Origin of the sequence: Phenylobacterium glaciei (assembly GCF_016772415.1) — a bacterium.
In the GTDB taxonomy this organism is placed as follows: domain Bacteria; phylum Pseudomonadota; class Alphaproteobacteria; order Caulobacterales; family Caulobacteraceae; genus Phenylobacterium; species Phenylobacterium glaciei.
Map to the genome: position 1 here is coordinate 1 of NZ_JAGSGD010000001.1, position 26,600 is coordinate 26,600.

Here is a 26,600-nt window from a genome sequence, read left to right on the forward strand (position 1 = left end):
CCCCCAGGGGGGAGAGGAGGGGAGGCGGCGACGCCTTACGCCACCTCAACCCCAACATACCGCGCCCGCGGCCGGATCAGCGCGCCGGTCTGGCCCTGCTCGATGGCGTGGGCGATCCAGCCGGCGCAGCGGGCGGTGGCGAAGAGGGCGAAGGGGGCGTCGCGGGGGAGCTTCAGGGCGTCGGACATCGCGACCAGGGCAAAGTCGATATTGGGCGGCAGGCCGGTGATGTCCTCCACCGCCGCCCGCAGGCTGGCCATCTCCGAGGTCAGCTTGAAACGGTCCAGCAGGGCCGCCGCCCTGGGATCCTTGTCAGGATAGAGCTGGTGGCCGAAGCCGGGCAGCAGGCGATCCTCCGCCAGGCGTGACGCCACCACCGCCCGCGCCCCGCCCTGGGCGGCCTCGGCCGCGAAGCCCCGGATCGCCGCCGGCGCCCCGCCGTGGCGTGGGCCTGACAGGGTGGCGAGACCCGCCAGGGAGGCCGCCGCCAGGGACGCCCCGGTCGACGCGGCCACCCGGGCGGCGAAGGCCGAGGGGTTGAGCTCGTGGTCGGCCAGCAGCACCAGCACCCGGCGCACCAGGTCCGCCCCCGGACCGCCAGGACCCAGACCCCAGGCGAAGGCCAGGCGGTTGTGGATCGCCCCGCCGCCCACCTCGCCGGCGATGGCGTCGGTAAGCACGTCCAGCAGGGTGGCGGCCTCGACGGCCAGGGCCAGGGGGTGACGGCCAAGCGCCGGGGCGTCCACCCCCGCCCGCGCCGCCAGCGCCAGGAAGGCCCGGGCGGTCATGCCGGCGCCCTCCGGCGGCTGCGGCCGGTCGGTGCGCTTCAGGGCCGCGCCGTGGCCGCCCCGCAACAGGCGCGCGACGGACTCCAGGGTCTCGGTCTCGGCCAGTTCGATGGCGTCGCGACCCCGGTAGAACAGCCGGCCCTGGGAAATGGTGGTGATGGCCGAGACCAGCACCGGCTCGCCCCAGGCGATGGCGCCGGCCGCCACCTCCGAGGCCTTTCGGCTGCGGGTCTTGCGCTGAACCAGGGCGGCGATGTCCGCCGAGCGGTAGAGGCTGCGGCGCGGGTCGCCGGGATCGATGCGGGTCTGGACCCGGCCGCGGCTGACATAGGCGTAGAGGGTCTGGGGCCTCACGCCGAGCCGCTCGCGGGCCTCGTCGGCGCCGATCCAGTCGTTGGCCTTGGTCTGGGGCATCTTATGTTGATTATATTGATCAAGATTGACGCACCTAGCTTGGAGGCAAATATCGCCCTTAGCAAGTTTGGAAAAGGAGCCCTCCCATGTCGGATGGACTTGAAGACGTCGTCGCCGCCCACACCGTGATGTCCGACGTAGACGGCGCGGCCGGACGGCTGATCATCCGCGGCCGGTCGCTCGACGACCTGGCGGGCCGCGCCACCTTCGAGGAGGTCACCCGCCTGCTCTGGGATGGGTTCTTCGACCACCTGCCCGCCGACCTGGCGGGGCCGCTCGCGGCCGCCCGGGCCGAGGTGTTCGCCGAGGTCTCGGCGATGGACACCGGGATCCTGGCGCTGAGCCCCATCGAGGCCATGCGGGCGCTCACCGCCCGGCTGTCGGACGGGGACGACCTGGCCACCGCCCTGCGCCTGCTGGCCGCACCCGCCGTCTTCACCGCCGCCGTGGTTCGCGGCCAGGCCGGCGAGGCGCCGATCGCGCCCGACACCTCGCTGGGCCACGCCGCCGACATTCTGCGCATGCTGGGCAAGGCGCCCAACCAGGCCGAATCCGAGGCCCTGGACACCTATCTGGTGACGGTGAGCGACCACGGGCTCAACGCCTCGACCTTCGCCGCCCGCGTCGTGGCCTCCACCCGGGCCGGCCTGGGGTCTGCGGTGCTGGCCGGGATCAGCGCGCTCAAGGGGCCGCTGCACGGCGGCGCGCCGGGACCAATCATCGACATGCTGGACGGCATCGGCGGGGCGGAGAACGCCCGGCCCTGGATCGAGGCGGCGCTCGCCCGCGGCGACCGGCTGATGGGCTTTGGCCACCGGGTCTACCGGGTCCGCGATCCCCGCGCCGACGCCCTGAAAGGCGCCATCCGGCGGATGGGCACCCGGGCCGGTCGCCTGGAATTCGCCGAGGCCGTCGAGCGGGCGGTGCTGGAGATCCTCAAGGCCCACAAGCCTGACCGGTCGCTGGACACCAATGTGGAGTTCTACACCGCGCTCCTGCTGGAGGCCCTGGCCTTTCCGCCCTCGGCCTTCACCTGCGTCTTCGCCATGGGACGGACGGCCGGCTGGATCGCCCACGCCCGCGAGCAGCTGGCCGGCGGCCGCCTGATCCGGCCGCAGTCGGTCTATGTGGGGCCCACACCGCGCGCCGCGGCGTGATGACCTGAGAGTCGTTAGCGCTGGGGTCGCGTGCAGGGCCGCACTAGATAGGATCCATGCAAGCCCCCGCCGGCCTCGACCCCAAGACCGCTGCCGCCCTGACCCGGCGCATCACCCTGCTGTCGGTGGCCACGGCCACGGTGCTGGTGGTGATCAAGGCCGGGGTCTGGCTGATCTCCGGCTCCGTAGCCCTGCTGGCCTCGGCGGCGGACTCAGGGCTGGACCTGATCGCCAGCCTGGTGACCTTCTACGCCGTCCGCTACGCCCAGGCGCCGCCGGACGCCGAGCACCGGTTCGGGCACGGCAAGGCCGAGGCCTTCGCCAGCCTGACCCAGGCCGGCCTGGTCTTCGCCTCGGCCGCCCTGATCGGCCAGGAAGCCATTGTCCACATCCTGCACCCGACCCCGGTCGCCAACGAAGGCTGGGCCGTCGCGGTGATGGCGGTCTCCACGGCGCTCACCGCCCTGCTGATCGTGGCCCAGGGGCGGGTGCTGAAACAGACCAACTCGGTGGCGGTGTCCGGCGACCGCGCCCACTACATGACCGATGTGGCCTCCAACATCATCGCGCTCGCCGGTATCGGCGCGGCAGCCTGGCTGGGCTGGCTCAGCCTAGACGCCTTCGCAGGCCTCGCCGTCGCCGCCCTGCTGCTGTGGGCCGCCATCGGGGTGTTCCGCGAGGCCTCGGGCCAGCTGCTGGACCATGAGCTGCCCGACGCCGACCGCGTCCGCATTGTCGAGCTGGTGGCCCAGGACCCGCGCCTGACCGACGTGCACCAGCTGCGCACGCGGGCCTCGGGACCCTATGTCCACATGCAGATGCACGTGGACCTCGACCCGGACCTGACCCTGGAGGCGGCGCATCGGGTCATCGTCGAGGCCGAGGGACGCATTCTGGCGCAGTTCCCCCACGCCGATATCCTGATCCATGCCGACCCCCGCGGCCGGGCGGAGCCGCACGGCGGGGCGTTCGCGGAGCAGGCGCAGTAAACGCGCCCTTAACGCGACCCGTGGTAGACCAGCGCGTTCCATGACCCCCGACCGCATCCTGCACCATTTCCCCCTCGACCCCGCCTCGCGCCAGGTGCGCCTGGCGCTGGGGGAAAAGCGCCTGGCGTTCACCGAGCAGACGGTGCGCTACTGGGAGCGGCCCAAGGAGTTGGTGAGCCTCAACGCCTCGGGCCTGACGCCTGTCCTGACCGAGGGGCCGCTGGTGCTCTGCGAGAGCCGGGCGATCCTGGATCACCTGGAAGAGACCTATCCCGAACCCGCCCTGCTGGGCCGCGAGCCGGCCGAACGGGCCGAGGCGCGGCGCCTGCTGCAATGGTTCGACCGCAAGTTCGACTACGAGGTCGGTGGCTTCATCCTGCACGAGAAGATGGAGAAGCGGCTGCTGGGCCTGGGCGCGCCCGACCTGGCCTCCCTGCGCCAGGGGCGCGAGGCGCTGCGCGGCCACATGCTCTATATCGACAGCTTGCTGGCCGACCGCGACTGGCTGGCCGGCACGCGGCTGTCCTTGGCCGATTTCGCGGCGGCGGCCCACCTCTCGGTGATCGACTATTTCGGCGACGTGCCCTGGGCGGACTTCCAAGCCGTCAAGACCTGGTACATGAAGCTGAAATCGAGGCCGGCATTCCGGCCGCTGCTGGCCGACCGCTGGCCCGGCCTCGCGCCGGCGCCGCATTATGACGACCTCGACTTCTGACCTGATCCGCGAGAAGGCCTGCGAACTGGGCTTCGACGCCTGCCGCTTCGCGCGCGTCGAAGAGGCGTGGGCGGCGGGCGGCCGGTTGCTGGACTTTATCGACCACGGCCGCCACGGCGAGATGGATTGGATGGCCACCACCGCCGAGCGCCGCGCTCACCCTAACGCCATGTGGGGCGGGGCCCGCTCGGCGATCATGTTGGGGGTCAATTATGGGCCGGACGCCAATCCTCTGGAGGCCCTGGCGCACAAGGATCGGGGCGTGATCTCGGCCTATGCCCAGGGCGACGACTATCACGAGCTGATCAAGGGGCGGCTCAAACAGCTGGCCTCCTGGCTGGCGGCCAAGTTCGGCGGCGAGCTGAAGGTGTTCGTCGACACCGCGCCCTTGATGGAAAAGCCGCTGGCGGCGCGGGCCGGCCTCGGCTGGCAGGGCAAGCACACCAACCTGGTGAGCCGGGAGTTCGGCTCCTGGCTGTTCCTGGGCTCGATCCTGACCGAGCTGGAGATCGCGCCCGACGCCCCGGAGTTGGAGCACTGCGGCTCCTGCCAGGCCTGTCTGGACATCTGCCCGACGAAGGCCTTCCCGGCGCCGTTCCAGCTGGATGCCCGGCGCTGCATCTCCTACCTGACCATCGAGCTGAAGGGGCCGATCCCGCGGGAGTTCCGCGCGGCCCTGGGCAACCGCATCTATGGCTGCGACGACTGCCTGGCGGTCTGCCCCTGGAACAAGTTCGCGCAGACCGCGCGGGAACAGCGGCTGCATGCGCGCGACGCGTTGAAGGCGCCGGGCCTGCGGGAACTGGCGGGACTGGATGATCCGAGCTTCCGGGCGCTGTTCTCAAAGAGCCCGGTGAAGCGGATCGGCCGCGAGCGGTTCGTGAGGAACGTGCTCTACGCGGTGGGGAATTCAGGGGACGTGGGGTTGGCGGAGGTGGCGGAGGGGTTGCTGAGCGATCCGTCGGCCCTGGTGCGCGGCGCGGCGGTGTGGGCGCTGAGGCGGTTGTTGAGTGCGGTGGCGTTCGAGGCGCTGCGCCTCCGTCAGAGCGAAGCGGATGTCGAGGTGCTGATGGAGTGGGAGGCCGTCTAGGTTTGCCAGCTGGGAGCCGGGGCGTCGCTCTGCGCCGCCTTCCCCCTCACGAACCCCTCGCGCCCCTGCAGCCGCGTCCAGTAGTCCGCCACGGCCGGACTGAACCGCGCGTCCAGCCCGAGCGTCTCCGCCAGCAGCAGGGCATAGCCCACCGAGATATCCGCCCCCGTGAACCGCCCCGCGCAGTACCAGCCGCTGTTGGTGGCGAGCCTCGGTTCCAGCCCCTTCAGCCGGGCATTGAACCAGCGGCCGTAGTCGTCGGCGACCTGGGGGTTACGGCGGTCCTTGGGCTCCAGGCGCGTGTAGCGGAGCACCAGGGTCTGGGGGAAGGTGAGCGTCGCCTCGCCGAAGTGCAGGCCGTTCAGCCAGTCGCCATAGGCGGGATCGCCCGGCTCCACCGACAGGGCGGAGGGGCCGTCGCGGGTGGCCAGGTACTGGATGATGGCCGCGCTCTCGGTCATCCGGGTCGCGCCGTCCACCAGCAGGGGAATGGTGCCCAGCGGATTTTCCGCCAGATAGTCGGGCGCCAGCACCCGGGGCGGGAAGGGCAGGACTTTAAGCTCATAGGCAAGGCGCAGCTCCTCCAGGGCCCAAAGGGCCCGGAAGGAGCGCGCATCGGCGCAGTGATAGAGCGTGATCACGCGGGCTCTAGTCGGCATAGACGGCGGCGCGCTTCTGCATGTTCGACATTACCGCCTCGACCTGGTTGGGCGAGCCGATCAAGGCGCCCTGTTCCTGGCTCTCGGCCAGCAGGATGGCGTGCTGGTCGGCGTCGTGGGCCATGTCCAGCAAGCGCTTGGAGCCCTTGATGGCGTCCGGGTTCTTCGCGGCGATCTCGGCGGCCAGCGCCAGGGCCTCGGCGCGGGGGTCGGCGCAGACGCGGGTGGCGAAGCCCATCTGCAGGGCCTCCTCGCCGTTGAAGATGCGGCCGGTATAGGTCAGCTCCCGGACCACGTCGTCGCGCACCAGGCGCTTCATCAAGACCACGCCGCCCATGTCGGGGACCAGGCCCCACTTGATCTCCATCACCGCCATGCGGGTGTCGGCGGTGACGAAGCGCAGGTCGGCGCCCAGCGCCAGCTGGAAGCCGCCGCCGAAGGCCACGCCGTGGATGGCGGCGATCACCGGCACGGTCTGCTCGCGCCAGACCATCACCGCGTGCTGGGCGCGGTTGGAGCCGCCCGGGGTCCGCTTCGGGGTCAGCAGGGCCTCGCCGGTGGAGGACTGGCCGCCCGAGCGCTCACCCGAGGCCATCTTGCCGAAATTGCCCATGTCGAGGCCGGCGCAGAAGGCCTTGCCCTCGCCGGACAGCACGATGGCGCGGACGCCCGGCCGCGTCTTCAGCTCCTCGCCCGTGTCGATCAGGGCCTGAAACATGTGGTCGTCGAGGGCGTTCATCTTGTCGACGCGGACCAGGCGCACGTCGGCGACGCCGTCCTTCAGATCAACCTTGATACGCTCTTCCATGACGGGCTCCTTCAAAGGGGTCGGGCGCGCACGGCCACGTAGCCTGCGCGGGGGAAATGGATGTGCAGGGCGCCGAGCTCGGCGGAGTCGCGGGCGATCACCAGCCGGTCGGGCGTGGCGGCCACCAGGGTGCCGGCGATGGGATCGCGGCCATAGTCGTCGGCCATCACCGTCACATGGGTTCCGGGATCGAGGCCCAGGGCGTCGGCGGGGTCATGGTCGGGCGCCGGGCTGGGCATGGTGTCCCGGGCGATCTCCAGGGCTACGCGGCCGGCCATCTCCTCGCGGGCGCCTTCCCCCAGCGCCATCATCTTCTCGGCCCAGTCGGGGATGCGGGTGAGGCCGGCCATCAGGGTCTTGGCGGTCCCCGGCAGGGCGCTCGAGAGCCAGACGATATTCATATAGGCCGCGACATCCGAAAGGCCCGGCCGCTCGCCCGACAGGAAGGGATGGATCGCCAGCCCCTTGTCGATCCAGGCGGCGTGGGCCCGCCACTGCGGCCGCATGACGCCGGCCGCGCCCTTCATGGCGGCGACGTCGAAGGGCCGGCCTGAGAGTTTCTCGCGATCGTCGAGGAAGGCCTTGGGTACGGCGTCGCCGATCTCGCCGAAGATCACCGGCACGGTGGTCTGGAAGAAAAGCCGGTCGGCCCAGAAGTTCACCGCCCAGTCGGGGCCGGTGACGGCCGGCGGATTGGGCGCGCGGCGCTCGATCTCGGCCAGGATCACCTGGGTGTCGCAATAGGCGTCGGCGCCGATCTGCATCACCGGCGCGCGGCGATAGCCGCCGGTGAGCGGCGTCAGGTCCGGCTTGGGCATCATGTTCGGCGTGATCACCGAGGACCAGGCCAGCCCCTTCAGCCCCAGGAAACAGCGCACCTTCTGGGAGAAGGGCGAGGCCTCGTAGTGGTGCAGGATGATCCCGGTCATGACGTCTCCCTGGCGGGCTCTGAAGGCCCGACGCGGGATTACGCTGTCACGGAATTCGGCGCCGGGAAACTCTGACGCCGCGTCAGGAGCCCCTACTCCGCCGTCCAGCCACCATCGACCGAGAGGTTGGCGCCGGTCATCTGCTTGGCGGCCGGCGAGCAGAGGAAGACGGCGATGGCGGCGACCTCCTCAGGCGTGACGAATTCCTTGGTGGGCTGGGCCTCCAGCAGGACGTCGTTGATCACCTGATCCCGCGTCAGGCCGCGCGAGGCCATGGTGGCGGGAATCTGGTTCTCCACCAGCGGGGTCCAGACGTAGCCGGGGCTGATGCAGTTGACGGTCACGCCATGGGTGGCGAGCTCGAGGGCCGCGGTCTTGGTGAGGCCCGCGATGCCGTGCTTGGCGGCCACATAGGCCGACTTGAAGGGCGAGGCCACCAGGGAGTGGGCCGAGGCCGTGGAGATGATCCGCCCCCAGCCGCGGGCCTTCATGCCCGGCACGGCGGCGCGGATGGCGTGGAAAGCGGCCGACAGGTTGATGGCGATGATCTGGTCCCACTTGTCGATGGGGAAGTCCTCGATCGGCGAGACGAACTGGATGCCGGCGTTGTTGACCAGCACGTCGACGGCGCCAAAGGCCTTCTCGGCGTCGGCGATCATGGTGGCGATCTCGGCGGGCTTGGTCATGTCGGCGGCGGAATAGATCGCCTTGACCCCGAACTCGGTCTCGATGCCCGCCCGCTCCTTCTCGATGTCCTCGGGTTTGCCGAAGCCGTTGATCAGAACGTTCGCCCCCTCGGCGGCGAGCGCCCGGGCGATGGCCAGGCCGATGCCGCTGGTGGAGCCGGTGACCACGGCGGATTTCGATTGCAGGATCATGTCGGCGTCCTTGGCGAGGGATTGTTGGGGTCGGAGGCGACGGCCTTGCCGGGGGCCGGCGGGGCGGTCTGTTTCTTGAGCGCCCGGCGGGCGTCGGCGACGCCGGAAGCCCAGTGGTCGAGCATGGTGGCCCGCGAGAACTCGAAGTCGGCGAAGCCGCCCTCATAGGGTTTGCGGCGATAGATCAGCTGCACGATCTGGGTGGAGGTCTCCTTGGCCACGCCCGCCAGGTACTGGACATTGGGATCGCCGGCCAGTTCGTCGGGCAGGATCTTCATCAGGGCGCGCAGGGCGGTCTTGGCCTCGCGGATCTTCAGGGCCGCGTCGGTATTGAGCCGGGTGCGGCTGGAATAGCGGATGTCCTTCTCGCGCTCGGCAGCCTCGGCGAGGGTGCGGGGCATGGGGCCGCGCGCATTGAACAGGTCCACCTGATGGATCAGCAGGTCGTCCTGCTCGTCCTCGTCCAGCACGTATTCCAGGGGGGTGTTGGAAACCAGACCCCCGTCCCAATAGAACTGGCCTTCGATCTCCACCGGCGGGAAGCCCGGCGGCAGGGCGCCCGAGGCCATGATGTGCTCGGGGCCGAGCTTCTGATGGGCGTTATCGAAATAGGCGAAGTTGCCGGTGCGGATATTGACCGCCCCGACCGAGAGCCGGGTCTCCCGCGCATTGACGCGGTCGAAGTCCACGAGGCGCTCGAGGGTCTCCTTCAGCGGCGCGGTGTCGTAGACGCTGAGCGCGGCGGGGGAGCCGGACGGCTGGAAGAAGGGCGTCGGGAAGCGGGGGGTGAAGAATCCGGGGGCTCCGGCGGTCGCGGTCCAGGCCGCGCTGGCGTCGCTGGCCGCCGCGCGGCCGTGGTCGCCGAAGCCGGTGGGCATCTCCCAGCCGGAGGTGACCTGCATCCAGAATTCGCGGAGGCGCTCGACCCTGCGCTCGCGCGGATTGCCGGCGATGATGGCGGAGTTGATCGCGCCGATGGAGATGCCCGCCAGCCAGTCGGGCTGGGCGCCGGCCTCGTGCAGAGCCTCGTAGACGCCCGCCTGGTAGGAGCCCAGCGCGCCGCCACCCTGCAGGACCAGGACGTGGCGGGGGGCGTTGGCGGCGGAGGTCGGCATGGAGACCGGTCGGTAAGGAGCCGAAGGAGGTTCGGCTATCCACGCTCATATTGCGGCGCACAAAAGGCGCAAAGAGTTTTGTCGTGCGCGGACGTGCGGGCTAGATCGGTGCGTATGGGTCCCGGTCTTCCGCGTGGCGCGGAAACCGGGATGACACCGCGGTTTAGTCCTTCCCCACCACCGCGATCGCCGGTTCGCCGGAGAGGCTCTCGAGGATGGGGGCTTCGGCGAACAGGGCGTCGCGCTCATCGAGGTCGCGGCGGATTTGAGCGTGGCGGTCGGCGTCCAGACGCCAGCCGAAGATGCAGGCTCCCCCCAGCATGACGAAGATGATGGGACCGGCGATATAGGCCCACTCGAGGGCGCGGATGGCGGCCGGGGTGTTGACCGCGCCTTCGGCCGCCTTGTAGCCGAGCTTGCCCAGCAGCGGGAAGGTCACCCCGATGGCGAAGGCCGAGGCGATCTTCCCGGCCAGGCTGTTCAGGGCGTAGATCAGACTGATCCGCTCCTGGCCCTGCTCCAACCGCACTTCGTCGCCGACATCGGCCAGCATGGCGCGGATCATCAGGTCAAAACCGGCGGCCATGAAGCCGCACCAGAACATCACCGGGATGGCGGCCACGACGTTGCCCTTGGGGATCACCATCACCATGCACAGGCCCAGGGAATAGGCCGTGGTGGTGACCATCAGGGTGCGGTGCTTGGAGAACTTCTGGGCCAGGCGCGCGGTCAGCGGCGCGCCGAGGATGCCCGCCAGGACGTAGACCAGAAGCAGGGACGAGGCCTCGGTGCCGGTATAGCCGCGGCTGTCGGTGAAGAAGAATATGTAGAGGGCGCTCATCCAGCCGGGGCCCAGGGTCAGGGACATCTGGGCCAGGAACAGCCGCAGCAGATCGGGCTTGACCAGCAGCGACCAGTAGTCGCGCAGACGGAACTGCGGGTGGTCCGTCTCGGGCGCGATGCGCTCGGGGGTGCGGAACACCATCCAGACCATGGAGAGGGGCACCAGCCAGAAGATGAACCAGCCCATGTCGGGCACGGTCTGGGCGAAGCTGCGGTGCATGGCGTTGGCGCCGATGGGGATCAGCAGCACCACCACCGCCCCGATGACGCCGAGCGCCGCCACCACGCCGAACAGGCGAGAGCGCTCATGATAGGTGGTCGACAGGTTGGCGCCCCAGGCCGAATGCCCCAGGCCCAGGATCGAGGTGCCGAGATAGTAGATCAACAGCCAGCTGATCAGGTAACCCGTCCCTATGCCGGCCGGAGCCTGGAAGAGCGCGTAGACCGCCAGCATCAGGATCGGGGCGCCGACGATCATCCAGAACCGGTAGCGGCCAATCCGCGTGCGGGTGCGGTCCATCACCAGGCCCAGGACCGGGTCCACTCCGATATCCAGCAGCCGCACGATCATCCAGGTGCTGCCCACCACCGCCAGGCTCACCCCGAGGTGGCTTGCGAAATAGGGCGGTAGATAGACCGACACGGCGACGGCGAGCGCCCCCAGCGGCAGGTTGGAGAGCGAAAAGCCGAGAATGGTGGGCAGGCTGAGCCTGCTGGAGCCTGACGCGCCTGGGTTCACGAAGACTGCTCCCGACCGGCGCCGCTCAACTGTGGCGCTCTGCGCGCGCACAGGAAGCGATTTCCCGAGCCTAGGGCAATAGGCGCAACGAAGAATGACAACAAATACATCGGGCCTAGACCGTCACACCGACCGTCTCGGCCTGGTTCGGATGGGTGACGTAGTAGTCGAGGTCGGCCAGCAGCTTGGTCCAGGCTTGGTCGATGGCCGGCGTCCAGTCGCCGCCGACCACATCCTTGAGGGTCGCGGCCACCGTGCTGAAGAAGATCGCGAACACGTCCGGCGGCACGTCGTAGCCGGCGTGGGTGATCACCTCGGTCTGGATCAGGGTCGAGGCGTAGAGCCGCTCGCCGATGAAATCGAGGATGGCGGAGAACACCTGGGCCAGCATCTCGCCACGGATCGCCCAGTTCTTGTCGTCCCAGAACAGGGCCTCCATCTCGGGATGGTCGGCGAACAGCCGGGCATAGACCAGAGGCGTGAGGTCTTCGCAGCGCTCGGCGGCCAGTTCCAGGCTCTGCTCGATCAGATCCGCGTTCATGGTCTTGCTCCTGCGTGAGGCGGGGATCATCGCGCGAGCTCAGCTTATCAGCAATCACTTAGGCGCGGTGGGGCTTGCGCCGGAGCCGGCGGACCTTTCAACTGCGGCGACCCTGCCTCCAGACCGGATGACCGCCTTGCCCGCCAACCTGCTCGCTCCGATGACCTTCCCCCATGGCCCCGCCATGAAGAACCGCCTGATGCTGGCCCCGCTCACCAACCTGCAGAGCCATGTGGACGGGACCATGTCGGAGGACGAGTTCCACTGGCTGACCCTGCGGGCCCAGGGCGGCTTTGGCCTGACCATGACCTGCGCGGCCCACGTGCAGCGTATCGGCCAGGGCTTTCCCGGCCAGATGGGCATCTGGTCGGATAACCACATTCCGGGCCTGACCCGCCTGGCCACCGCCATCAAGGCCGCCGACAGCGTGGCGGTGGTGCAGCTGCACCACGCCGGCTACCGCTCGCCCGCGGCGCTGATCGGGACCCAGCCGGTGGGGCCGTCGGACGACGAGGCCTCAGGCTCGCGCGGGCTTTCCACCGCCGAGGTCGAACAGGTGGTGGAGGACTTCATCGTCGCGGCGGTGCGGGCCAAGACCGCCGGCTTCGACGGGGTCGAGGTGCACGGCGCCCACTCCTACATCCTCTGCCAATTCCTCAGCGCCGGCCTCAACCGCCGCACTGACCCGTACGGCGGCTCGGCGGAGAATCGGGGCCGGATCATCGTGGAGATCCTCAAGGGCGTCCGCGAACGCTGCGGACCGGACTTCCTGCTGGGCCTGCGGCTGTCGCCCGAGCGCTTCGACCTGGACCTGCGCGAGATCGCCGACTTCGCCCAGCACGTCATGGCCGAGAAGATGATCGACTTCCTCGACATGTCCCTGTGGGACGCCTTCAAGGAGCCGGCGGACGAGGCCTATAAGGGCCGCACCCTGATGAGCTATTTCACCGAGCTCGACCGGGGCGATGTGCGCCTCGGCGTGGCCGGCAAGATCATGAGCGCCGCCGATGCGCGCGCCATGCTCGAGGCCGGCGCCGACTTCGTCCTGCTGGGCCGCGCCGCGATCCTGCACCACGATTGGGTCCACCGGGTGGAGATCGACCCGGACTTCGCCCCCATAAGCCTGCCGGTGACCCGCGAGCACCTGCGCCATGAGGGCCTGGGCCCGGCCTTCGTCGACTACATGGCGACCTGGAAGGGCTTTGTGACCGAGCCGGAGGCGGTGGTGGCCTAACCCACATCCGCTCACCCCGGCGAAGGCCGGGGCCCAGGTACATCCACCGAATTCAGGATTCCGGACTCAGGTCGTGACTTACGATCTGGGTCCCGGCCTTCGCCGGGATGAGCGGGTTTATGGAGCCACCGGCTTGCCGTCGGCCTTGTAGACGGTCCCGCCCTTCATCACGAAGGCGACCTTCTCCAGGGTGGTGACGTCGGCCAGCGCCGCAACCGCAGCACTCGCCAACCAACCGATACGCATGGGAACTCCCGCAAAAGCTTTGCGGTGAAGCTATCGACCCCGCCGCGCCGAGGCTAGCGGGAGAAGCGCGCCCTCAGGTGCGGCCAGGCACACTTGCCGATGTGGAAAACGACAAAGACCCCCACCAGCACCACGGCCGCCACGGTGAGGTGGTGCTCGAACCCCTTATAGCGCCCGAAGGTGGCCTCGATGGTCTGGCCGAACCAGTAGCCCATCAGGGTGAAGATGGCGGCCCATAGCGCAGCCGAGGCGAGGTTCAGGAGGGTGAAGCGCAGAGCCCCGATCTTCGACACCCCGATGGCGATGGGGCTGACCATCCGCAGGCCGAACAGGTAGCGGAAGGCGAAGATGTAGCTGATCGGGAAGCGCTCGATGAATTCCAGGGCCTTGGCGAAGGCCGGGGTCTGGGCGGCGCGGACCACGTAGCGGGCGGCGCGGTACCGGCGGCCGGCCAGGAATAGGCCCTGGTCGATCAGGAACGACCCCGCCGTCGCGCAGCTCAGGCTGAGCCACAGGGGCAGTAGGTGCTGGTGGGCCAGGAAGCCGCCGGCGATCACCGCCGTCTGCCCCTCGAAGGCCGCGCCCAGAAAGACCGCGATCGGACCGTAGGCGACGAGGGCGCTGTGCAGGTCGCCCATGGGCGGGGAAACTTTCGGGTCTAACGGAAACGGATCAGGGCTTCCTGAGTGGCTGACGCCACCAACGCGCCACCCGGCCCATAGATCGATCCGCGATTGAAACCGCGGCCGCCCGAGGCCGAGGGACTGTCCTGCACATAGAGGTGCCACTGGGAGAAGTCGCTGGCCTTGTGGAACCACAGGGCGTGGTCGAGGCTGGCGACCTGCAGCCGCCCGGAGTCCCAGTCCACCGCGTGGGGCCGCAGGGAAGCGTCCAGCAGGGTCATGTCCGAGGCGTAGGCCAGGGCGCACTGGTTGAGGGCCACGTCGTCGCCCAGCGGGACCCGGGCGCGGAACCAGCACATGTCATTGGGCTCACGCACCTCGGCGACCCCGTGCGGGGACGGATCGACCGGGCGGACCTCGACGGGCCAGATGCGGCGGCTGTTGGGATCGAGCCCGGCCTTGGCGCGCAGCTGTTCCTCGTTGAGCAGGGCGTCGGGCGCGGGCGCGGCGGGCATGTCGAACTGGTGCTCGAACCCCTCCTCCGGGGTCTGGAAAGAGGCGGCCAGGTTGAAGATCTGCTTGCCGTTCTGCAGGGCCACCACCCGGCGCACGGCGAAGGAGCCGCCGTCGCGCACCCGCTCCACCTGGAACAGAATCGGGGTCTTGGGGTCGCCCGGCCGCATGAAATAGCCGTGCATGGAGTGGCAGAGCCTGCCGTCGTCGATGCTGAGATAGGCCGCCGCCATGGCCTGGGCCACCACCTGGCCGCCATAGATACGGCTGCCGGCCCCGGCCGGGGTCTGGCCGCGGAACATGTCCAGCTCGATGGGCTCGAGCTCCAGGATGGCGACCAGTTCGCTGACCTCGCCCATGGTCAGAAGCTCACCGGGCTGAGGTCCTTCAGGGGCTGGGCGGCCTTGTCCTTTTCCGACACCACCGAGCCCGCGAAGGCCGGCCAGTCGATGGCCAGGTCCGGGTCGTTCCACAGAATGGAGCCCTCGGTCTCCGGCGCGTAGAGGCCGTCGACCTTGTAGGCCAGCTCGGTGTCAGGGGTCAGGGTGCAGTAGCCGTGGGCGAAGCCGCGCGGAACCAGCAGCTGCTCACCGCCCTCCGCCGTCAGGGTGGCCGAGACCCATTTGCCGTAGGTGGCCGAGCCCGATCGGATGTCCACGGCCACATCAAGGATCGAGCCGCGCACCACCCGCACCAGCTTGGCCTGGGGGTGAGGGGCGGCCTGGAAGTGCAGGCCGCGCACGGTGCCGACCTGCCCGCTGAAGGCGTGGTTGTCCTGCACGAAGTCGATGTCCAACCCCTGCTCGGCGAACGCGCGCCGGCTCCAGGTCTCCGCGAACCAGCCCCGCGCATCGCCATGGCGCTTGGGCGTGATAAGCAGAACCTCGGGCAGGGCGAGGGGCGTAATGGTCGTCATGGCGCCTCAGTTGGACGGAGTGACGCTTGCGATGGCGCGGGTTGGCGCGAAAGACAAGTCTTTGACGCCCGCCGTCAGCATTGTGGTGGTCGCCTATCAGAGCGGCCGCCATCTGGAAACCTGCCTCGCGGCCCTGGCGGCCCAAGGATTTTCCGACCACGAGATCATCCTGCTGGACAACGCCTCCAGCGACGGTGCGCCACAGGCCGCCGCCGCCGCCCATCCGCACGTGCGGTTCGTGGAGGCCGGCGCGAACCTCGGCTTCGCCGCCGGGGTCAATTTTGCAGCCCAGCTCGCCACCGGAAGGTGGATGGCCCTGATCAATCCCGACGCCTTCGCCGATCCCGACTGGCTGGCCACCTTGATGGCGGCCACAGGGACCTGGCCCGATGTGAAGTGCTTCTCCTCACGGCAGCTCATGGCGGAGGACCCGACCCTGCTGGACGGCCTGGGGGACGTGATGTCCGGGGCGGGGTTTCCCTTCCGGGGCGGCTATATGGGCCGCGATCCGGGACCCGTGGCGGCCGGCCAGGTGTTCTCGGCCTGCGGCGGGGCGATGCTGGTGGAACGGGACTTCTTCCTGACACTGGGGGGGTTCGACGAGCGGCTGTTCTGCTACTGCGAGGACGTCGACTTCGGCTACCGGATGCGGCTGATCGGCGAGCCGACCATCGTCGTCCCCGCCGCCGTCGTTCGGCACGTGGGATCCACGGCCTCAGGCGGACCCCGGTCGGCCTTCGCGGTGTTCCATGGCACCCGCAACCGGCTGTGGGTCTATGTGAAGAACACCCCGCCGCTGCTGCTCTGGCTGACCCTGCCCCTGCACGTCCTCACCACCGCCCTGCTGTTCCTGCGACACGCCGACCGTCATGAGTTCAAGGCGCCCTGGCGGGGGCTGCTGGCGGGGTTGAAGGGCCTGGACATCGCGCTCGCCGCCCGTCGCGAGGCCCAGGCGACCCGGACCGTGGGATCATGGGCCATCGCGCGCGCCATGACCTGGAACCCCTTTGATCTGTTCCTGCGCCGGGTGGTGATCAAGCGGCGGTAGGGGCTATTGCCCCGCCGCCGCCCACTCCACCAGCCTTTCCATGAAGGCGCCGCCGCGGTCCATCTGGACGGCCTCGACATATTCGTTGGGCTGGTGGGCCTGGTCGATGGAGCCGGGGCCGCAGATCACCGTGGAGAAGCCCGCCTGCTGGAACTGGCCGGCCTCGGTGGCGAAGGCCACCACCCGAGGCGGGCCGTTGTCGCCGGTGAGGCGGCGCGCGAAGACCTCGGCGGCGCCGTCGGGCTCGGGGGCGAGCGGCGGCGTGAAGGACTTGCGCTCCACCTTGACGCCGGCGCCCGGGAAGCGGGCCTTCAGGGCGGCGTCCAGCTCGGCGCACTGGGCCAGGAACGGCGCCAGCAGGGCGTCGGGATCGAGGCCGGCGGCATAGCGCAGATCGAACTGGAAGGCGCACTCCCGGGCCAGGATGTTGCCCGCCGTGCCGCCGTGGACCAGGCCGATGGTCATGGTGGCCTGCTTGGGCGTGAACAGGGAGGCGGGATCAGCCTCGCGCTCCAGCTTCGCCGCCAGGTCGCGAACGGCCGCCATCAGCGGCACAGCCTCCATGATGGCCGAGATGCCGAGCTGGGTCTGGCTGGAATGGGCCTCGAAGCCGTTCACCGTCACCAGGTGGTTGATGATGCCCTTGTGGCCGCGCACCGCCTCCATGTTGGTGGGCTCGCCTACCACCACCAGGGCTGGGGCCGGCAGCTCCTTGCCGATCAGGGCGATCAGGTCCGGCGCGCCCAGGCAGCCGATCTCCTCGTCATAGGAGAAGGCCAGGTGGACCGGCTTCTTCGGGTCGGCCGCCACCAAGTCTGGCACGGCGGCCAGGGCCAGGGCCAGGAACCCCTTCATGTCACAGGTCCCGCGCCCATAGATGCGGCCGTCGTCCTTGGGGGTGAGCTTGAAGGGATCGGTGACCCAGGGCTGGCCGTCCACCGGGACCACGTCGGTGTGGCCTGACAGCACCACCCCGCCTTCGATCATCGGTCCCACGGTGGCCAGCAGGTTGGACTTGCTCCCATCATGGTTGGGCGCGCGGCGATGCGGCACGCCGTGGCCGTCCAGATAGGCCTCCACCCATTCGATGAGGGCGAGGTTGGAAAGCCGCGACGTGGTGTCGAAGGCCACCAGGGTTGCGAGGATGTCGAGGGCGCGGGCGGTGAGGGTCATGGGGCACCCTAGCCTTGGGCGCGGGCCGGCTCCACCCGGCCGGCGGCGCAACTCACCGTGACAATCCAAACTGTTCGGAACTTGACGTCCGCGCCGTGATCAAGCCTTAGGCAAGGCCATGATCCTGACCCTCGCCTGTCCCGACCGCCCCGGCATTGTCGCCCGCGTCTCGGCCTTCCTGTTCGAGCGCGGCGGCAACATCCTCGACGCCCAGCAGTTCGACGACGAGGAGACCGGCCGCTTCTTCATGCGGGTGGTGTTCGCCGCAGACGAGAGCGCCGAGGTCCTGCGCCAGGCCTTCGCCCCCCACGCCCGCGAGTTCGGCATGGACTGGACCCTGCGCGACTCGAAGGTGAAGAAGCGGGTGATGATCCTGGCCTCGCAGCAGGACCACTGCCTGGCCGACCTGCTCTACCGCTGGCGGCGCGGCGAACTGCCCATGACGCTGGCCGCCGTGGTCTCCAACCACGCCGCCGACACCTATGCGCACCTGGACCTCTCCGGCGTGCCCTTCCACCACCTGCCGGTCGCCCGCGACACCAAGATGGAGCAGGAGGCCGCCCTCTGGAAACTGATCCAGGAGACCGACACCGAACTGGTGGTGCTCGCCCGCTACATGCAGGTGCTGTCGGACGGCCTGGCCGCCAAGCTGGAGGGCCGCTGCATCAACATCCACCACTCCTTCCTGCCGGGCTTCAAGGGCGCGCGGCCCTATCACCAGGCCCACCAGCGCGGGGTGAAGGTGATCGGCGCCACGGCCCACTACGTCACCGCCGACCTCGACGAGGGGCCGATCATCGAACAGGACGTCGAGCGTATCAGCCACCGCGACACCCCCAGGGACCTGATCCGCAAGGGCCGCGACATCGAGCGCCGCGTCCTGGCCCGCGCCGTCCGCTGGCGGCTGGAGGACCGGGTGCTGCTCAACGGGAGCAAGACGGTGGTGTTTACCGACTAGAGCATGTCAGGCGCAAGTGGGAACCGGTTCGCCGCCCGGACATGCTCTAACTCAAACGAGATAGACCCTTTTTGTCCGGTCAGGTTGAATCAACCTGATCCGGAAAGGGTCTAGGCCTGCCGCAACAGCGTCATCGACTCCAGGTCGGCGGCCTGCGCGCAGTGGCGGCGCGCCATGGTCAGGAACATCTCGTCGCCGCGGTCGGTCTGCTTGGTGCTGACCGAGGCGAAGATGGCGGTGAACACGCCCTGCAAGAGGTAGTGCCGATAGCCGGTCCAGGCCTCGTTCCAGTCATAGCTGACGCCATACTTCCGCAGCGCCTCCAGCCACTGTTTCAGCAGGTCCTGCTCGTGCTGCTGGCGGATCTCGGTCGGCAGGCCCGCGCCGATGAAATAGGCCACGTCCAGCACGCCAGCCCCCAGGGCTACAGACTGCCAGTCCAGCACCGCGAGCGGCCAGCGGCCGCCCTGGGGCTCGAACAACATGTTGTCGAGGCGAAAATCCAGGTGCTGCAGGGTCCTGGGCGCGGCTGGCCCCTCGTAGAAGGCCCCGATATGGTCGGCGAAGTCCTGGCAGATCGCCATGTACTCCGGCTCCAGGCGGTCCTCGTAGCGGGCGCGGAAGGCGGTGATGATGCCGCCGAACATCGCCGCGATCCCGCCCCCGTCGATGGCCGGGCGGTTGAGGAACTCCACATCGGCCAGGGTCGCATCGCCCCAGCGGGGGCCGTGCAGGGCGGCGGCCTCCCGCATGGCGGTCTCGGCGTCGGCGAGACTGCAGCCGATCAGCTGGTTGCCGCCCCGGGCCGGGCCCATGTCCTCCAGCAGCAGGGTGAAATCGAAGGTCTCGGTGTCGATCTCGGCGACGAAGGGCTTGGGCGTGCGGATATCTACCGTGTGGGCGATCTGCTGATAGAAGCGCACCTCGTTCAGATAGAGGCCGATGGCGCCGCCGGTGGCGCGGCTGACCGGGTCGGCCGAGGGGAACTTGCCCACCACGCTGGTGGGCGCGCCTTCGACGGGGCTGGCATAGGCCAGGTTGAAGCGGACGCTTTCGCCGAGCATCCCGTCGCCGACCTTCTCGGTGGTGAAGCCCTCCACCTTGGCCGCGACGCCGGCGCGGTTGAGGGCGGCGGTCAGCCAGGCGGCGTCGACGGCGTAGGGGTCGGTGACGATGGGCAGGTCGCTCACGCGGGGCCGCCCAGGGTGTGGACATAGACCTCGTTGCGGGCGATCCGGTCGCCCTCCATCAGCACCAGGTCAAAGCCGCGCAGGGCGGGCGTCGCCGCGTCGCCGATCGTACAGTACCAGCGGCCGCAGAAGCCGCCCTTGATCTCCCAGACCGCCTCGGCCTCGTAGCGCATCGACGGGGTCATGCCGAACAGGCCCTTGAGGTAGGCGGCCAGGGCGTCATGCCCCTGGATGCCGGCGGCGGTCCGCTGGTCGAAATAGAGGGTGTCGGGGGTGTAGAAGGTGAGCAGGGCCTCGACATCCTTGGCGGTCCAGGCGGCCAGCCAGCGGCGGTTGAAATCTTCCATCAGGCCTCTCCCAGGACGCGGGCGCGGTGCTCGGGGGTGAAGATCTCGGGCGGCAGGACTTCGGGCCCGGCCATGACCGCGAAGGTGTGGGCGCGCAGCGAGGCGTCCTGGCTCGCGCGGTCGTGCAGGCTGTCGCGCCGCGCCCGGGCTGTCTCGCCGAACTCGGCCTCCAGGGTCGAGACGAGGCCGGCGGTGAACCGCAGCCGGCGCATGCGCTCGGCCCGCTCCTCGCCATAGGGCGTGAAGTCGGCCTTGGCCCAGTCAGCCTCCGCCTTGAGGATGTCGGTGACGATGCGGACGTCGCGATAGGTGATGGAGAGGCCCAGGCCGATGATCGGGTCGTTCCAGCCACCGGCGTCCCCCACCAGCACCGCGCCCGGCGCGAAGGGCGCGTCGGTCCAGGCGTCGTTGTTGAAATAGGACAGCAGCGGACCGATCGGCCTGGCGTCGGCCAGGTGGACATTGTCGGGGGAGCACTCCATGCGGAAGGCCTCCAGGAAGGCCTGCGCGCCGTCCGGCCCTGCGAACCGGCGCCGCTGATCGAGGCCATAGCTGCCATAGAGCCGCACGCGGCCGGAGCCTTGCGGGAAGGCCAGGAAGGAGAAGTCGCCCTCCACCCCGATGGCCTGGACCTTCTCGTCCCAGTCGGGCGCACCCTCCACCAGCATGCCAGCGAACATGTGGTGCGGCGCGTCCTGGTGCAGGGGAATCCCCAGGGTCTCGCGGACCCTGGAGGCGCGGCCGTCGGCGCCCACCAGCAGGCGGGCGGTGGCGGTGGTTTCCTGATCGCCCTGGCGGAAGGTGACCGTGGGCGCAGCCCCGCCGGCCACCGACATCACCTGCACCCCACGCCGGGCGTCGACGCCCCGGCGGACGGCCTCGTCAAACAGGGTCTGGCAGTGGTGCGGATGGCCGATGCAGAGGGGGCCGGGCACGCCCGGCGCGAAGACGCCCAAGGGGGCGGGCGTGGATCGCGCCGCCTCGGGCGTGCGGTTCTCGTCGTAGGAGATGTGGGTCTCGATGTGGTGGCCGCCGGCCCCCACCAGCAGGTCGTAGAGTCCCAGGCGCTTGACCTCGGTGACGCCCCAAGGGGCGATCCACTCGCCGCGCACCTTGTCCTCGTAGACCTCGGAGGCCTCCAGCAGCAGGACCTTGGCGCCCGCCTGCGCCATCACGGCCGACAAGGCGCAGCCACCGATTCCGCCGCCGACAACGATCAGATCGTAGTCCATAACTTGCGTTCCGTCCCTCGGCCGGCGCTCTGGCGGCGCGGCTAGAGCATGTTCCGATAAGTGGGAACCGGTTATCGGATCGAAACATGCTCTAACTTTTTGAATTAGAGCCCTTTTTATCCCTTTGGACGATTCCGTCTAAAGGGAAAGGGCTCTAGGCGCGATCTGAACAGCCTTCCTTAGCGTCCGACAAGCGCCGTTCACCCGGGCCTAAGCATTGCGCGTCATCCTGGCGTTAACCGTGGGGCGGAGGACGCCATGACCATCCTGATGGACCAGGCCGCCGTCCCGGCCGCCGTGGCCACGCCGCGCCGCTATCTGTGGGGCCCGACCGCCGACTTCCTGCTGCTGGGGGGCGGGTCGCTGCTGGCCTTTCCCGTCCTGTTGCTGCTGTCGGCCGACAAGGTCGCCGCGCCGCTGGCGGGGGTGGTGTGGATGCTGATCAACATCCTCAACCACCCGCACTTCGCCCACTCGTATCAGATCTTCTACCGGGGCTTCGGGGCCAAGGCGTTGTCAGGAACCCACGCTCCGGCGCTGCGGGGCCGGTACATCTTCGCCGGGATCGTCGTGCCGCTCGTGCTGGCGGCCTATCTGGGCGCGGCCCTGATGAGCGCGGATTCGCGGCTGCTGGGCTTCGGCGGCAACCTGATGGCCTTCTTCGTGGGCTGGCACTACGTCAAGCAGGGCTACGGCATGCTGATGGTGGACGCCGCGCTGAAGAAGAGCTTCTTCAGCGCGATCCAGAAGAAGGTGTTCCTGGTGAACGCCTATGGGGTCTGGGTCTTCTCCTGGCTCAACGCCAACCACCAGGTGAAGGCGACCCACCTCTGGGGCCTGGACTACTACGCCCTGCCCGTGCCGGCGCCGGTGCTGATGATCGCAGGGCTGGCCGCGGCGCTCACCACGGCGGCGACCCTCGTCGTCATGGGCCGCGCCTGGAAGAGCCTGCCCTGGAACGGGGCCGTGGCCTACGGCGTCAGCCTCTACACCTGGCTGGTCTTCATGCGGATCAATCCGCTGTGGCTGCTGGTGATTCCGGCCTTCCACTCCCTGCAGTACCTGGCGGTGGTCTGGCGCTATCAGGGCAGCGTGGAACGCGCCAAATCGCCCAAGTGGAAAGGCGGATTTGCGCTGTTCGTGGCGTCAGGCTTGGCCCTGGGCTTCGTCGGCTTCTGGGGCCTGCCCAATCTGATGGACGCGGTGCTCCCCTATGACCACGCGGTGTTCGGGACCACGGCCTGCCTGTTTGCGGTGTGGATCTTCATCAACATCCACCACTTCTTCCTGGACAACGTCATGTGGCGCCGGGAGAACCCCGACACCCGCACGCACCTGTTCAGCTAGTCGTTTTGGCTGTCAACCCTGGCCGACCGAGCCGGGGCCGGGCAGGACGCCGATCAGTTCGATCTTGAAAATCAGCACGCTGTTGCCGGGGATCTCACCGCCGCCCGCGCCCTCTTCGCCGTAGCCCAGCTCCGGCGGCACATAGAGCATCCAGACATCGCCGGGACGCATCAGTTGCAGGGCCTCGATCCAGGCGGGGATCAGGGCGTCGATGGGCATGGCGGCCGGGGCGCCGCGCTCGTAGGAGCTATCGAAGACCTTGCCGTCCAGCAGCTTGCCTTCGTAGTGGACCTTCACCTCGTCGCCCTTGTGGGGCTTCAGACCGGTGGCCGGCCCAGACTGGACGATCTTGTACTGCAGGCCCGACGGCAGGGTGACGACGCCCTCCGCCTTGGCGTTCGCAGCCAGGAAGGTCTTGGCGGCGACCAGGTTGTCCGTCGCCTTCTTGGTGGGACCGCAGGCGGCCAGCAGGACCAGGGCCAGGGCGAGAACGAGACGCTTCATCTGAAACTTCCTTTTTGGTCGCGTGACGGGCGCCGGAACCGGTGTCCACTTCCGGCTGTCACGCTCCTAGACCGCGCGGGGCGGGTAGCCGCTCTCGCGCAGGGCGTCCATAATTTCCTGGGTGTGCTGGGCGTCGCGGGTCTCGATCATGATGTCGAACTCCGCGCCCTTGGCGGGCACGTCCAGGGCCAGGCGGTTGTGGGCCACCTCGACGATATTGGCCCCCATCTTGCCGATCAGCACCGAGACGGTGCCCAACAGGCCCGGTCGGTCGTCGCCGACGATACGCAGGGACACCAGCCGCTGCTCGCGCACCAGTTCACGGGTCAGCACCGAGGCCAGCAGGCGGGTGTCGATATTGCCGCCGGTGATGATCAGCCCGACCTTCTTGCCGCGGAATTTCTCCGGATAGGCCAGCAGGGCGGCCAGAGAGGCAGCGCCGGCGCCCTCCACCACCGTCTTCTCGACATTGCAGTAGAGGGCGATGGCCCGCTCGAAGTAGGGCTCCTCGATCAGCAGCACGTCGTCGATCAGCGGCCGCGCGACGGCATAGCACTCTTCGCCCACCGACTTGACCGCGATGCCCTCGGCGATGGTGGCGCCGCCGGTCGCCGCGCCGATCCCGCGCATCCGGGCGGTGAAGGAGGGGTACATGGCCGGCTCAACGCCGTAGATCTCGACCTTCGGATTGAGTGACTTGGCCACGGTGGCGCAGCCGGCGATCAGCCCGCCGCCGCCGATGGGGATCGGCAGGACCTCCAGGTCCGGCACGTCCTCGAACATCTCCAGCGCCACGGTGCCCTGGCCGGCCATCACCTTCAGGTCGTTGAAGGGGGGGACGAAGACCAGCTCCCGGTCCGCGCACAGGGTCTTGGCGAGCGCCGCGGCGTCGTCGAAGGTGTCCCCATCCAGCACCACCTCGGCCCCGAAGGCGCGGGTCTGCTGCACCTTCACGAAGGGGGTGTTGCGGGGCATGACGATGGTCACGGGGATGCCCAGGCGCGCGGCGTGATAGGCCAGGCCCTGGCTGTGATTGCCGGCGGACGCCGCGATCACACCGCGCTTGGCCTCGTTGTCGTTGAGCTGCAGCAGGGTGTTGAGGGCGCCGCGCTCCTTGTAGGCCGCGGTGAACTGCAGGTTCTCGAACTTCACCCAGACCTCGGCTCCGGTAATCTCCGACAGCGTCTTCGAGTGTCGGCAGGGGGTGCGCTCGATGCGCCCCTTCAGCCGCTCGGCAGCCGCGCGGATATCGTCGATGGACAGGGTCATGATCAGGCCAGGGGTGGAAAGGACGCCACCTCTAACGGGGGCCGACCTTTATCGCAATCAGCGCAGGCCGCGCAGGACGTCCACCCGGCGCATCGCCTTGCCGGGAAGCTCCGACATCTTGCCCAGCGGCAGGGCCTCGGCCGCGCGCCGAACGCTGTAGGCGGCGTGGCGCACCAGGGCGGCGGGGGCGACGCCGCCGACGAAGCCGTGCGTCACCCACACGCCGGTATTGGCCAGCTCGCGCTTGAATCGGTAGTCGCCGGGACCGAGGTCGAGGCGCGAATAGGGGGTGGCGTCCATCCACCGCAGGATGTCCTGGAACAGCAGGATGCCTGGCGAATAGCGCTCGAATTCGGGGTCGTGGGCGATCAGCCAGCCGTGCACGGTCTTCTTGCCGTGCAGGTGCAGGTGAACCGCCGCCAGGCGGTCGCCGAAGTGCAGGGTGAAGAGACCTGCGCCGAAGTCGGGATCTCGGCGCTCGAACAGGTCCTGCATCAGCCGCAGGGTCCAGCCGGCGTCGAAGATGTCGGTCTGGCCAGTGGCCTCAAGCTGGGCGCGCTTCCAGGCCACCAGCTGGTCGAAATCGGCCTGGCTGCGGGAGAAGGCGGCGAACGCAGCCGGCCCGACCTCGCGCTCGACCTTGCGGCGCTTCTTGTCGCTGTCCTTCAGCACCGAGGTCCCGGCCTCGCGGCGGGCGGCTTCATAGGCCTCATAGCCCACCTCGACATCCACCACGTGGGACAGCTGGCGGCCGCGCGCGAAGGGCGCGAACTCGGCTTGGTCCTCGATCATGTGGCAGAAGTCGTAGCGCTGGACGCCCAGGGCCTGGACCATCTTGCGCACGTTGATCGTCACGCCCGGTTCGGCCACCAGCCCTTGGTAGTCGCACATCGGCGCCCCCACCGGCATGGCCGTGAGGTGGCCGACACGGACCGCCAGGAAGGCGACGTCGCGGCCGTCCTGGATGGCGACGGCGACGCGGATCTGGCGGGAGGTCTGGCGCTGCACGCGCTCGAGGGTGCGGGCCCAGTCGGGGGATAGAAACGGCGAGTCCGACCTTATGTCGCCGGCCTGCAGCTCCGCCCAGCGGGCCACGCGCTGCGCCGTCATGTCCTGCGGACGAAGGACTTCGATCTGCAAGGCGGCTATCCCCGGCGGCGAAACGCGACAGTCAGGACGACTTTAACCAAGAAGTCTTTCCGCGAAGTTGCCGGAATCGCCGCGATGCAACTTCTGCGGGGCGCTGGCGCGCAACCTGAGATTATAGGAGTTCGCCGCGACCCTGGCGCTTCAGGGCGTCCACAGCCGCCTTGACCGAGGATGTCGAGTTGCGGCGGGTGACCAGCACGACCCCGTTTTCCACCACCACCACCAGGTCCTCGACCCCGGCCAGCACCACGACGTGACCGTCGGTGCGCGCGAGGTTGCCGCGCGCATCCACCGCGATGGCGTCGCCGTCCAGGGCGTTGCCGTCGCCGTCGCGGGCCGACCCCTCCCACAGGGCGTGCCAGTTGCCGACGTCGCTCCAGCCGATGTCGGCGCCCACCACGCTGGCGCAGGCGGTCTTCTCCATGATTGCGGTGTCGATGGCTTCCGACGGCGCGGTGAGGAAGTCCGGCGACAGCGCGATCACGTCGCCCGGCCGCTGCGCCTTGGCCACGGCCAGCTCGGCGGCGGCGCTGATGGCGGGCGCCAGGCGGCGGCATTCGCCCAGGAAGGCGGCCGCGCTGAACATGAACATGCCGGCGTTCCAGCCGTAGTCCGGATCGGCGACGAAGGTCTTGGCCGTCTCCAGGTCCGGCTTCTCGACGAACTGGGCGACCTTGCGCACCAGGCCTGCGGGCCCCCCAGCGCGGATATAGCCGTAGATGGTCTCAGGCCCCGTCGGCTTGAGGCTGAAGATCACCACCTCGCCCGATTGCGCCGCGGCGCGGCCGGCCTCAATGGCGCGATGCATGGCCGGCACGTCAGAAACCAGGTTGTCGGCGTGCAGCAGGATGAAGACCCCGTCCGGGTCAATCTCGGCGGCCACGGCGGCGGCGGCCACCGAGGCGGCGGCCGTATTACGCGGCGCGGGCTCGGCGATCAGGGCGCGCGCCGTGATCCCCACCTCGGCGAGCTGGGCCCGCGTCAGGTCCGCATGGCCCGCGGCGCAGACCACGATGGGCGGATTGAACATCGGACCCGTCACCCGCAGGGCGGTGGCCTGGATCAGGGTCTCCGCGCCCCCCAGCCGGTGGAACTGCTTGGGCTTGGCCTGCCGCGACAGCGGCCACAGGCGCGTCCCCGCGCCGCCGGACATCAGGATGGGCGTGATCTTGGCCGTCATGAAGCC

At 69.1% G+C, this 26,600-nt stretch carries 28 protein-coding genes; 8 read left to right on the plus strand and 20 right to left on the minus strand.

The window, feature by feature from the left end; translation table 11 throughout:
- Positions 1 to 35 precede the first annotated feature (35 nt).
- Positions 36 to 1,202 carry a citrate synthase gene (locus tag JKL49_RS00005; RefSeq protein WP_215337250.1) on the minus strand — a complete coding sequence of 389 codons (1,167 nt, stop codon included), beginning with the start codon at positions 1,200 to 1,202 and terminating at the stop codon, positions 36 to 38.
- Between the two features lie 86 nt (positions 1,203 to 1,288).
- Between JKL49_RS00005 and JKL49_RS00010 the strand changes: the two genes are divergently transcribed.
- From JKL49_RS00010 to queG, 4 genes are read left to right on the plus strand one after another with little or no spacing between them, the layout of a single operon-like run.
- Complete coding sequence (locus JKL49_RS00010) at positions 1,289 to 2,359, plus strand: citrate synthase/methylcitrate synthase (protein ID WP_215337253.1); 1,071 nt, start codon at positions 1,289 to 1,291, stop codon at positions 2,357 to 2,359.
- A gap of 56 nt (positions 2,360 to 2,415) precedes the next feature.
- Positions 2,416 to 3,348, plus strand: coding sequence for a cation diffusion facilitator family transporter (locus JKL49_RS00015; protein WP_215337255.1), 933 nt, complete (start codon positions 2,416 to 2,418; stop codon positions 3,346 to 3,348).
- Positions 3,349 to 3,388: 40 nt separating this feature from the next.
- Positions 3,389 to 4,063 carry an FtsZ-binding protein FzlA gene (fzlA, locus tag JKL49_RS00020; RefSeq protein ID WP_215337257.1) on the plus strand — a complete coding sequence of 225 codons (675 nt, stop codon included), beginning with the start codon at positions 3,389 to 3,391 and terminating at the stop codon, positions 4,061 to 4,063.
- Positions 4,044 to 5,153: a tRNA epoxyqueuosine(34) reductase QueG gene (gene queG, locus JKL49_RS00025; protein WP_215337259.1), complete on the plus strand. Its 1,110-nt coding sequence runs from the start codon at positions 4,044 to 4,046 to the stop codon at positions 5,151 to 5,153. Before fzlA ends, queG begins: the two co-directional genes overlap by 20 nt.
- Here queG and JKL49_RS00030 read toward each other — a convergent pair.
- The 7 genes from JKL49_RS00030 to JKL49_RS00060 all read right to left on the minus strand — a co-directional run bounded on the left by JKL49_RS00030 (position 5,150) and on the right by JKL49_RS00060 (position 11,665).
- Entirely contained in the window at positions 5,150 to 5,794 is a 645-nt protein-coding gene (locus tag JKL49_RS00030) for a glutathione S-transferase family protein (RefSeq protein WP_215337261.1), read from the minus strand. The genes queG and JKL49_RS00030 overlap by 4 nt on opposite strands.
- 7 nt (positions 5,795 to 5,801) lie before the next feature.
- A complete protein-coding gene (locus tag JKL49_RS00035) occupies positions 5,802 to 6,620 on the minus strand; it encodes a crotonase/enoyl-CoA hydratase family protein (protein ID WP_215337262.1) in 819 nt (272 codons plus the stop codon).
- Positions 6,621 to 6,631: 11 nt separating this feature from the next.
- Positions 6,632 to 7,549, minus strand: a complete 918-nt coding sequence (locus JKL49_RS00040; protein ID WP_215337263.1) for a glutathione S-transferase family protein — start codon at positions 7,547 to 7,549, stop codon at positions 6,632 to 6,634.
- A 92-nt stretch (positions 7,550 to 7,641) separates the two neighbouring features.
- Positions 7,642 to 8,427, minus strand: a complete 786-nt coding sequence (locus JKL49_RS00045) for a 3-hydroxybutyrate dehydrogenase (protein ID WP_215337264.1) — start codon at positions 8,425 to 8,427, stop codon at positions 7,642 to 7,644.
- Positions 8,424 to 9,542, minus strand: coding sequence for a patatin-like phospholipase family protein (locus tag JKL49_RS00050; RefSeq protein WP_215337265.1), 1,119 nt, complete (start codon positions 9,540 to 9,542; stop codon positions 8,424 to 8,426). The genes JKL49_RS00045 and JKL49_RS00050 overlap by 4 nt, the downstream gene beginning before the upstream one ends.
- Positions 9,543 to 9,705: 163 nt before the next feature.
- Positions 9,706 to 11,124 (minus strand): MFS transporter, encoded by a 1,419-nt coding sequence (locus JKL49_RS00055; protein WP_215337266.1) that lies wholly within the window; start codon positions 11,122 to 11,124, stop codon positions 9,706 to 9,708.
- A 115-nt stretch (positions 11,125 to 11,239) separates the two neighbouring features.
- Positions 11,240 to 11,665, minus strand: coding sequence for a globin (locus tag JKL49_RS00060; RefSeq protein ID WP_215337267.1), 426 nt, complete (start codon positions 11,663 to 11,665; stop codon positions 11,240 to 11,242).
- Positions 11,666 to 11,792: 127 nt separating this feature from the next.
- On the opposite strand from JKL49_RS00060, the gene JKL49_RS00065 reads away from it, so the two are divergent.
- Positions 11,793 to 12,899: an NADH:flavin oxidoreductase gene (locus JKL49_RS00065; protein ID WP_215337268.1), complete on the plus strand. Its 1,107-nt coding sequence runs from the start codon at positions 11,793 to 11,795 to the stop codon at positions 12,897 to 12,899.
- A 117-nt stretch (positions 12,900 to 13,016) separates the two neighbouring features.
- Here JKL49_RS00065 and JKL49_RS21145 read toward each other — a convergent pair whose 3' ends face one another.
- Genes JKL49_RS21145 through rfbC form a run of 4 tightly spaced genes read right to left on the minus strand, consistent with a single transcriptional unit; the run spans position 13,017 to position 15,197 of the window.
- Entirely contained in the window at positions 13,017 to 13,145 is a 129-nt protein-coding gene (locus JKL49_RS21145; RefSeq protein ID WP_283816587.1) for a hypothetical protein, read from the minus strand.
- Positions 13,146 to 13,198: 53 nt separating this feature from the next.
- Positions 13,199 to 13,783 (minus strand): DedA family protein, encoded by a 585-nt coding sequence (locus tag JKL49_RS00070; protein WP_215337270.1) that lies wholly within the window; start codon positions 13,781 to 13,783, stop codon positions 13,199 to 13,201.
- A gap of 20 nt (positions 13,784 to 13,803) precedes the next feature.
- On the minus strand, positions 13,804 to 14,640 hold the full coding sequence (locus JKL49_RS00075) for an acyl-CoA thioesterase (RefSeq protein ID WP_215337272.1): 837 nt from the start codon (positions 14,638 to 14,640) through the stop codon (positions 13,804 to 13,806).
- A 2-nt stretch (positions 14,641 to 14,642) separates the two neighbouring features.
- Positions 14,643 to 15,197 (minus strand): dTDP-4-dehydrorhamnose 3,5-epimerase, encoded by a 555-nt coding sequence (gene rfbC / locus JKL49_RS00080; RefSeq protein ID WP_215337274.1) that lies wholly within the window; start codon positions 15,195 to 15,197, stop codon positions 14,643 to 14,645.
- Positions 15,198 to 15,258: 61 nt separating this feature from the next.
- On the opposite strand from rfbC, the gene JKL49_RS00085 reads away from it, so the two are divergent.
- A complete protein-coding gene (locus tag JKL49_RS00085) occupies positions 15,259 to 16,245 on the plus strand; it encodes a glycosyltransferase family 2 protein (RefSeq protein WP_347340330.1) in 987 nt (328 codons plus the stop codon).
- 3 nt (positions 16,246 to 16,248) lie between these two features.
- On the opposite strand, the gene argE is transcribed toward JKL49_RS00085, so the two are convergent.
- Entirely contained in the window at positions 16,249 to 17,418 is a 1,170-nt protein-coding gene (gene argE / locus JKL49_RS00090) for an acetylornithine deacetylase (protein ID WP_215337278.1), read from the minus strand.
- A 118-nt stretch (positions 17,419 to 17,536) separates the two neighbouring features.
- Between argE and purU the strand changes: the two genes are divergently transcribed.
- Complete coding sequence (gene purU, locus JKL49_RS00095; RefSeq protein WP_215337280.1) at positions 17,537 to 18,376, plus strand: formyltetrahydrofolate deformylase; 840 nt, start codon at positions 17,537 to 17,539, stop codon at positions 18,374 to 18,376.
- Positions 18,377 to 18,486: 110 nt separating this feature from the next.
- Here purU and JKL49_RS00100 read toward each other — a convergent pair whose 3' ends face one another.
- The 3 genes from JKL49_RS00100 to JKL49_RS00110 are packed head-to-tail and all read right to left on the minus strand — an operon-like array spanning position 18,487 to position 21,145.
- Positions 18,487 to 19,566 (minus strand): phosphotransferase, encoded by a 1,080-nt coding sequence (locus JKL49_RS00100; protein WP_215337282.1) that lies wholly within the window; start codon positions 19,564 to 19,566, stop codon positions 18,487 to 18,489.
- Entirely contained in the window at positions 19,563 to 19,913 is a 351-nt protein-coding gene (locus JKL49_RS00105; protein WP_215337284.1) for a nuclear transport factor 2 family protein, read from the minus strand. Before JKL49_RS00105 ends, JKL49_RS00100 begins: the two co-directional genes overlap by 4 nt.
- Complete coding sequence (locus JKL49_RS00110; RefSeq protein WP_215337286.1) at positions 19,913 to 21,145, minus strand: FAD-dependent oxidoreductase; 1,233 nt, start codon at positions 21,143 to 21,145, stop codon at positions 19,913 to 19,915. The genes JKL49_RS00105 and JKL49_RS00110 overlap by 1 nt, the downstream gene beginning before the upstream one ends.
- Before the next feature lie 258 nt (positions 21,146 to 21,403).
- On the opposite strand from JKL49_RS00110, the gene JKL49_RS00115 reads away from it, so the two are divergent.
- Positions 21,404 to 22,492, plus strand: a complete 1,089-nt coding sequence (locus JKL49_RS00115) for a hypothetical protein (protein WP_215337288.1) — start codon at positions 21,404 to 21,406, stop codon at positions 22,490 to 22,492.
- A 12-nt stretch (positions 22,493 to 22,504) separates the two neighbouring features.
- On the opposite strand, the gene JKL49_RS00120 is transcribed toward JKL49_RS00115, so the two are convergent.
- The 4 genes from JKL49_RS00120 to JKL49_RS00135 all read right to left on the minus strand — a co-directional run bounded on the left by JKL49_RS00120 (position 22,505) and on the right by JKL49_RS00135 (position 26,594).
- The gene (locus JKL49_RS00120) at positions 22,505 to 22,996 is read right to left on the minus strand and encodes an FKBP-type peptidyl-prolyl cis-trans isomerase (RefSeq protein ID WP_215337290.1); all 492 of its coding nucleotides are present in this window, start codon (positions 22,994 to 22,996) and stop codon (positions 22,505 to 22,507) included.
- 66 nt (positions 22,997 to 23,062) lie between these two features.
- A complete protein-coding gene (locus tag JKL49_RS00125; RefSeq protein WP_215337292.1) occupies positions 23,063 to 24,265 on the minus strand; it encodes a threonine ammonia-lyase in 1,203 nt (400 codons plus the stop codon).
- Between the two features lie 57 nt (positions 24,266 to 24,322).
- Positions 24,323 to 25,405, minus strand: coding sequence for a GNAT family N-acetyltransferase (locus JKL49_RS00130; protein ID WP_215337294.1), 1,083 nt, complete (start codon positions 25,403 to 25,405; stop codon positions 24,323 to 24,325).
- 121 nt (positions 25,406 to 25,526) lie between these two features.
- Positions 25,527 to 26,594 (minus strand): mannose-1-phosphate guanylyltransferase, encoded by a 1,068-nt coding sequence (locus tag JKL49_RS00135; RefSeq protein ID WP_215337296.1) that lies wholly within the window; start codon positions 26,592 to 26,594, stop codon positions 25,527 to 25,529.
- Positions 26,595 to 26,600 lie beyond the last annotated feature (6 nt).

Excerpts from the sequence above, each read along its gene's own strand:
- purU (WP_215337280.1), top strand. The coding sequence starts at position 17,537 with ATGATCCTGACCCTCGCCTGTCCCGACCGCCCCGGCATTGTCGCCCGC.
- JKL49_RS21145 (WP_283816587.1), bottom strand. The coding sequence starts at position 13,145 with ATGCGTATCGGTTGGTTGGCGAGTGCTGCGGTTGCGGCGCTGGCCGAC.
- JKL49_RS00125 (WP_215337292.1), bottom strand. The coding sequence starts at position 24,265 with ATGACCCTGTCCATCGACGATATCCGCGCGGCTGCCGAGCGGCTGAAG.
- JKL49_RS00035 (WP_215337262.1), bottom strand. The coding sequence starts at position 6,620 with ATGGAAGAGCGTATCAAGGTTGATCTGAAGGACGGCGTCGCCGACGTG.
- JKL49_RS00120 (WP_215337290.1), bottom strand. The coding sequence starts at position 22,996 with ATGAAGCGTCTCGTTCTCGCCCTGGCCCTGGTCCTGCTGGCCGCCTGC.
- JKL49_RS00105 (WP_215337284.1), bottom strand. The coding sequence starts at position 19,913 with ATGGAAGATTTCAACCGCCGCTGGCTGGCCGCCTGGACCGCCAAGGAT.
- JKL49_RS00045 (WP_215337264.1), bottom strand. The coding sequence starts at position 8,427 with ATGATCCTGCAATCGAAATCCGCCGTGGTCACCGGCTCCACCAGCGGC.
- JKL49_RS00110 (WP_215337286.1), bottom strand. The coding sequence starts at position 21,145 with ATGGACTACGATCTGATCGTTGTCGGCGGCGGAATCGGTGGCTGCGCC.
- JKL49_RS00005 (WP_215337250.1), bottom strand. The coding sequence starts at position 1,202 with ATGCCCCAGACCAAGGCCAACGACTGGATCGGCGCCGACGAGGCCCGC.
- JKL49_RS00060 (WP_215337267.1), bottom strand. The coding sequence starts at position 11,665 with ATGAACGCGGATCTGATCGAGCAGAGCCTGGAACTGGCCGCCGAGCGC.
- rfbC (WP_215337274.1), bottom strand. The coding sequence starts at position 15,197 with ATGACGACCATTACGCCCCTCGCCCTGCCCGAGGTTCTGCTTATCACG.
- JKL49_RS00065 (WP_215337268.1), top strand. The coding sequence starts at position 11,793 with ATGACCGCCTTGCCCGCCAACCTGCTCGCTCCGATGACCTTCCCCCAT.
- JKL49_RS00050 (WP_215337265.1), bottom strand. The coding sequence starts at position 9,542 with ATGCCGACCTCCGCCGCCAACGCCCCCCGCCACGTCCTGGTCCTGCAG.
- JKL49_RS00075 (WP_215337272.1), bottom strand. The coding sequence starts at position 14,640 with ATGGGCGAGGTCAGCGAACTGGTCGCCATCCTGGAGCTCGAGCCCATC.
- argE (WP_215337278.1), bottom strand. The coding sequence starts at position 17,418 with ATGACCCTCACCGCCCGCGCCCTCGACATCCTCGCAACCCTGGTGGCC.
- JKL49_RS00115 (WP_215337288.1), top strand. The coding sequence starts at position 21,404 with ATGACCATCCTGATGGACCAGGCCGCCGTCCCGGCCGCCGTGGCCACG.
- JKL49_RS00015 (WP_215337255.1), top strand. The coding sequence starts at position 2,416 with ATGCAAGCCCCCGCCGGCCTCGACCCCAAGACCGCTGCCGCCCTGACC.
- JKL49_RS00040 (WP_215337263.1), bottom strand. The coding sequence starts at position 7,549 with ATGACCGGGATCATCCTGCACCACTACGAGGCCTCGCCCTTCTCCCAG.
- JKL49_RS00135 (WP_215337296.1), bottom strand. The coding sequence starts at position 26,594 with ATGACGGCCAAGATCACGCCCATCCTGATGTCCGGCGGCGCGGGGACG.
- queG (WP_215337259.1), top strand. The coding sequence starts at position 4,044 with ATGACGACCTCGACTTCTGACCTGATCCGCGAGAAGGCCTGCGAACTG.
- JKL49_RS00010 (WP_215337253.1), top strand. The coding sequence starts at position 1,289 with ATGTCGGATGGACTTGAAGACGTCGTCGCCGCCCACACCGTGATGTCC.
- JKL49_RS00070 (WP_215337270.1), bottom strand. The coding sequence starts at position 13,783 with ATGGGCGACCTGCACAGCGCCCTCGTCGCCTACGGTCCGATCGCGGTC.
- fzlA (WP_215337257.1), top strand. The coding sequence starts at position 3,389 with ATGACCCCCGACCGCATCCTGCACCATTTCCCCCTCGACCCCGCCTCG.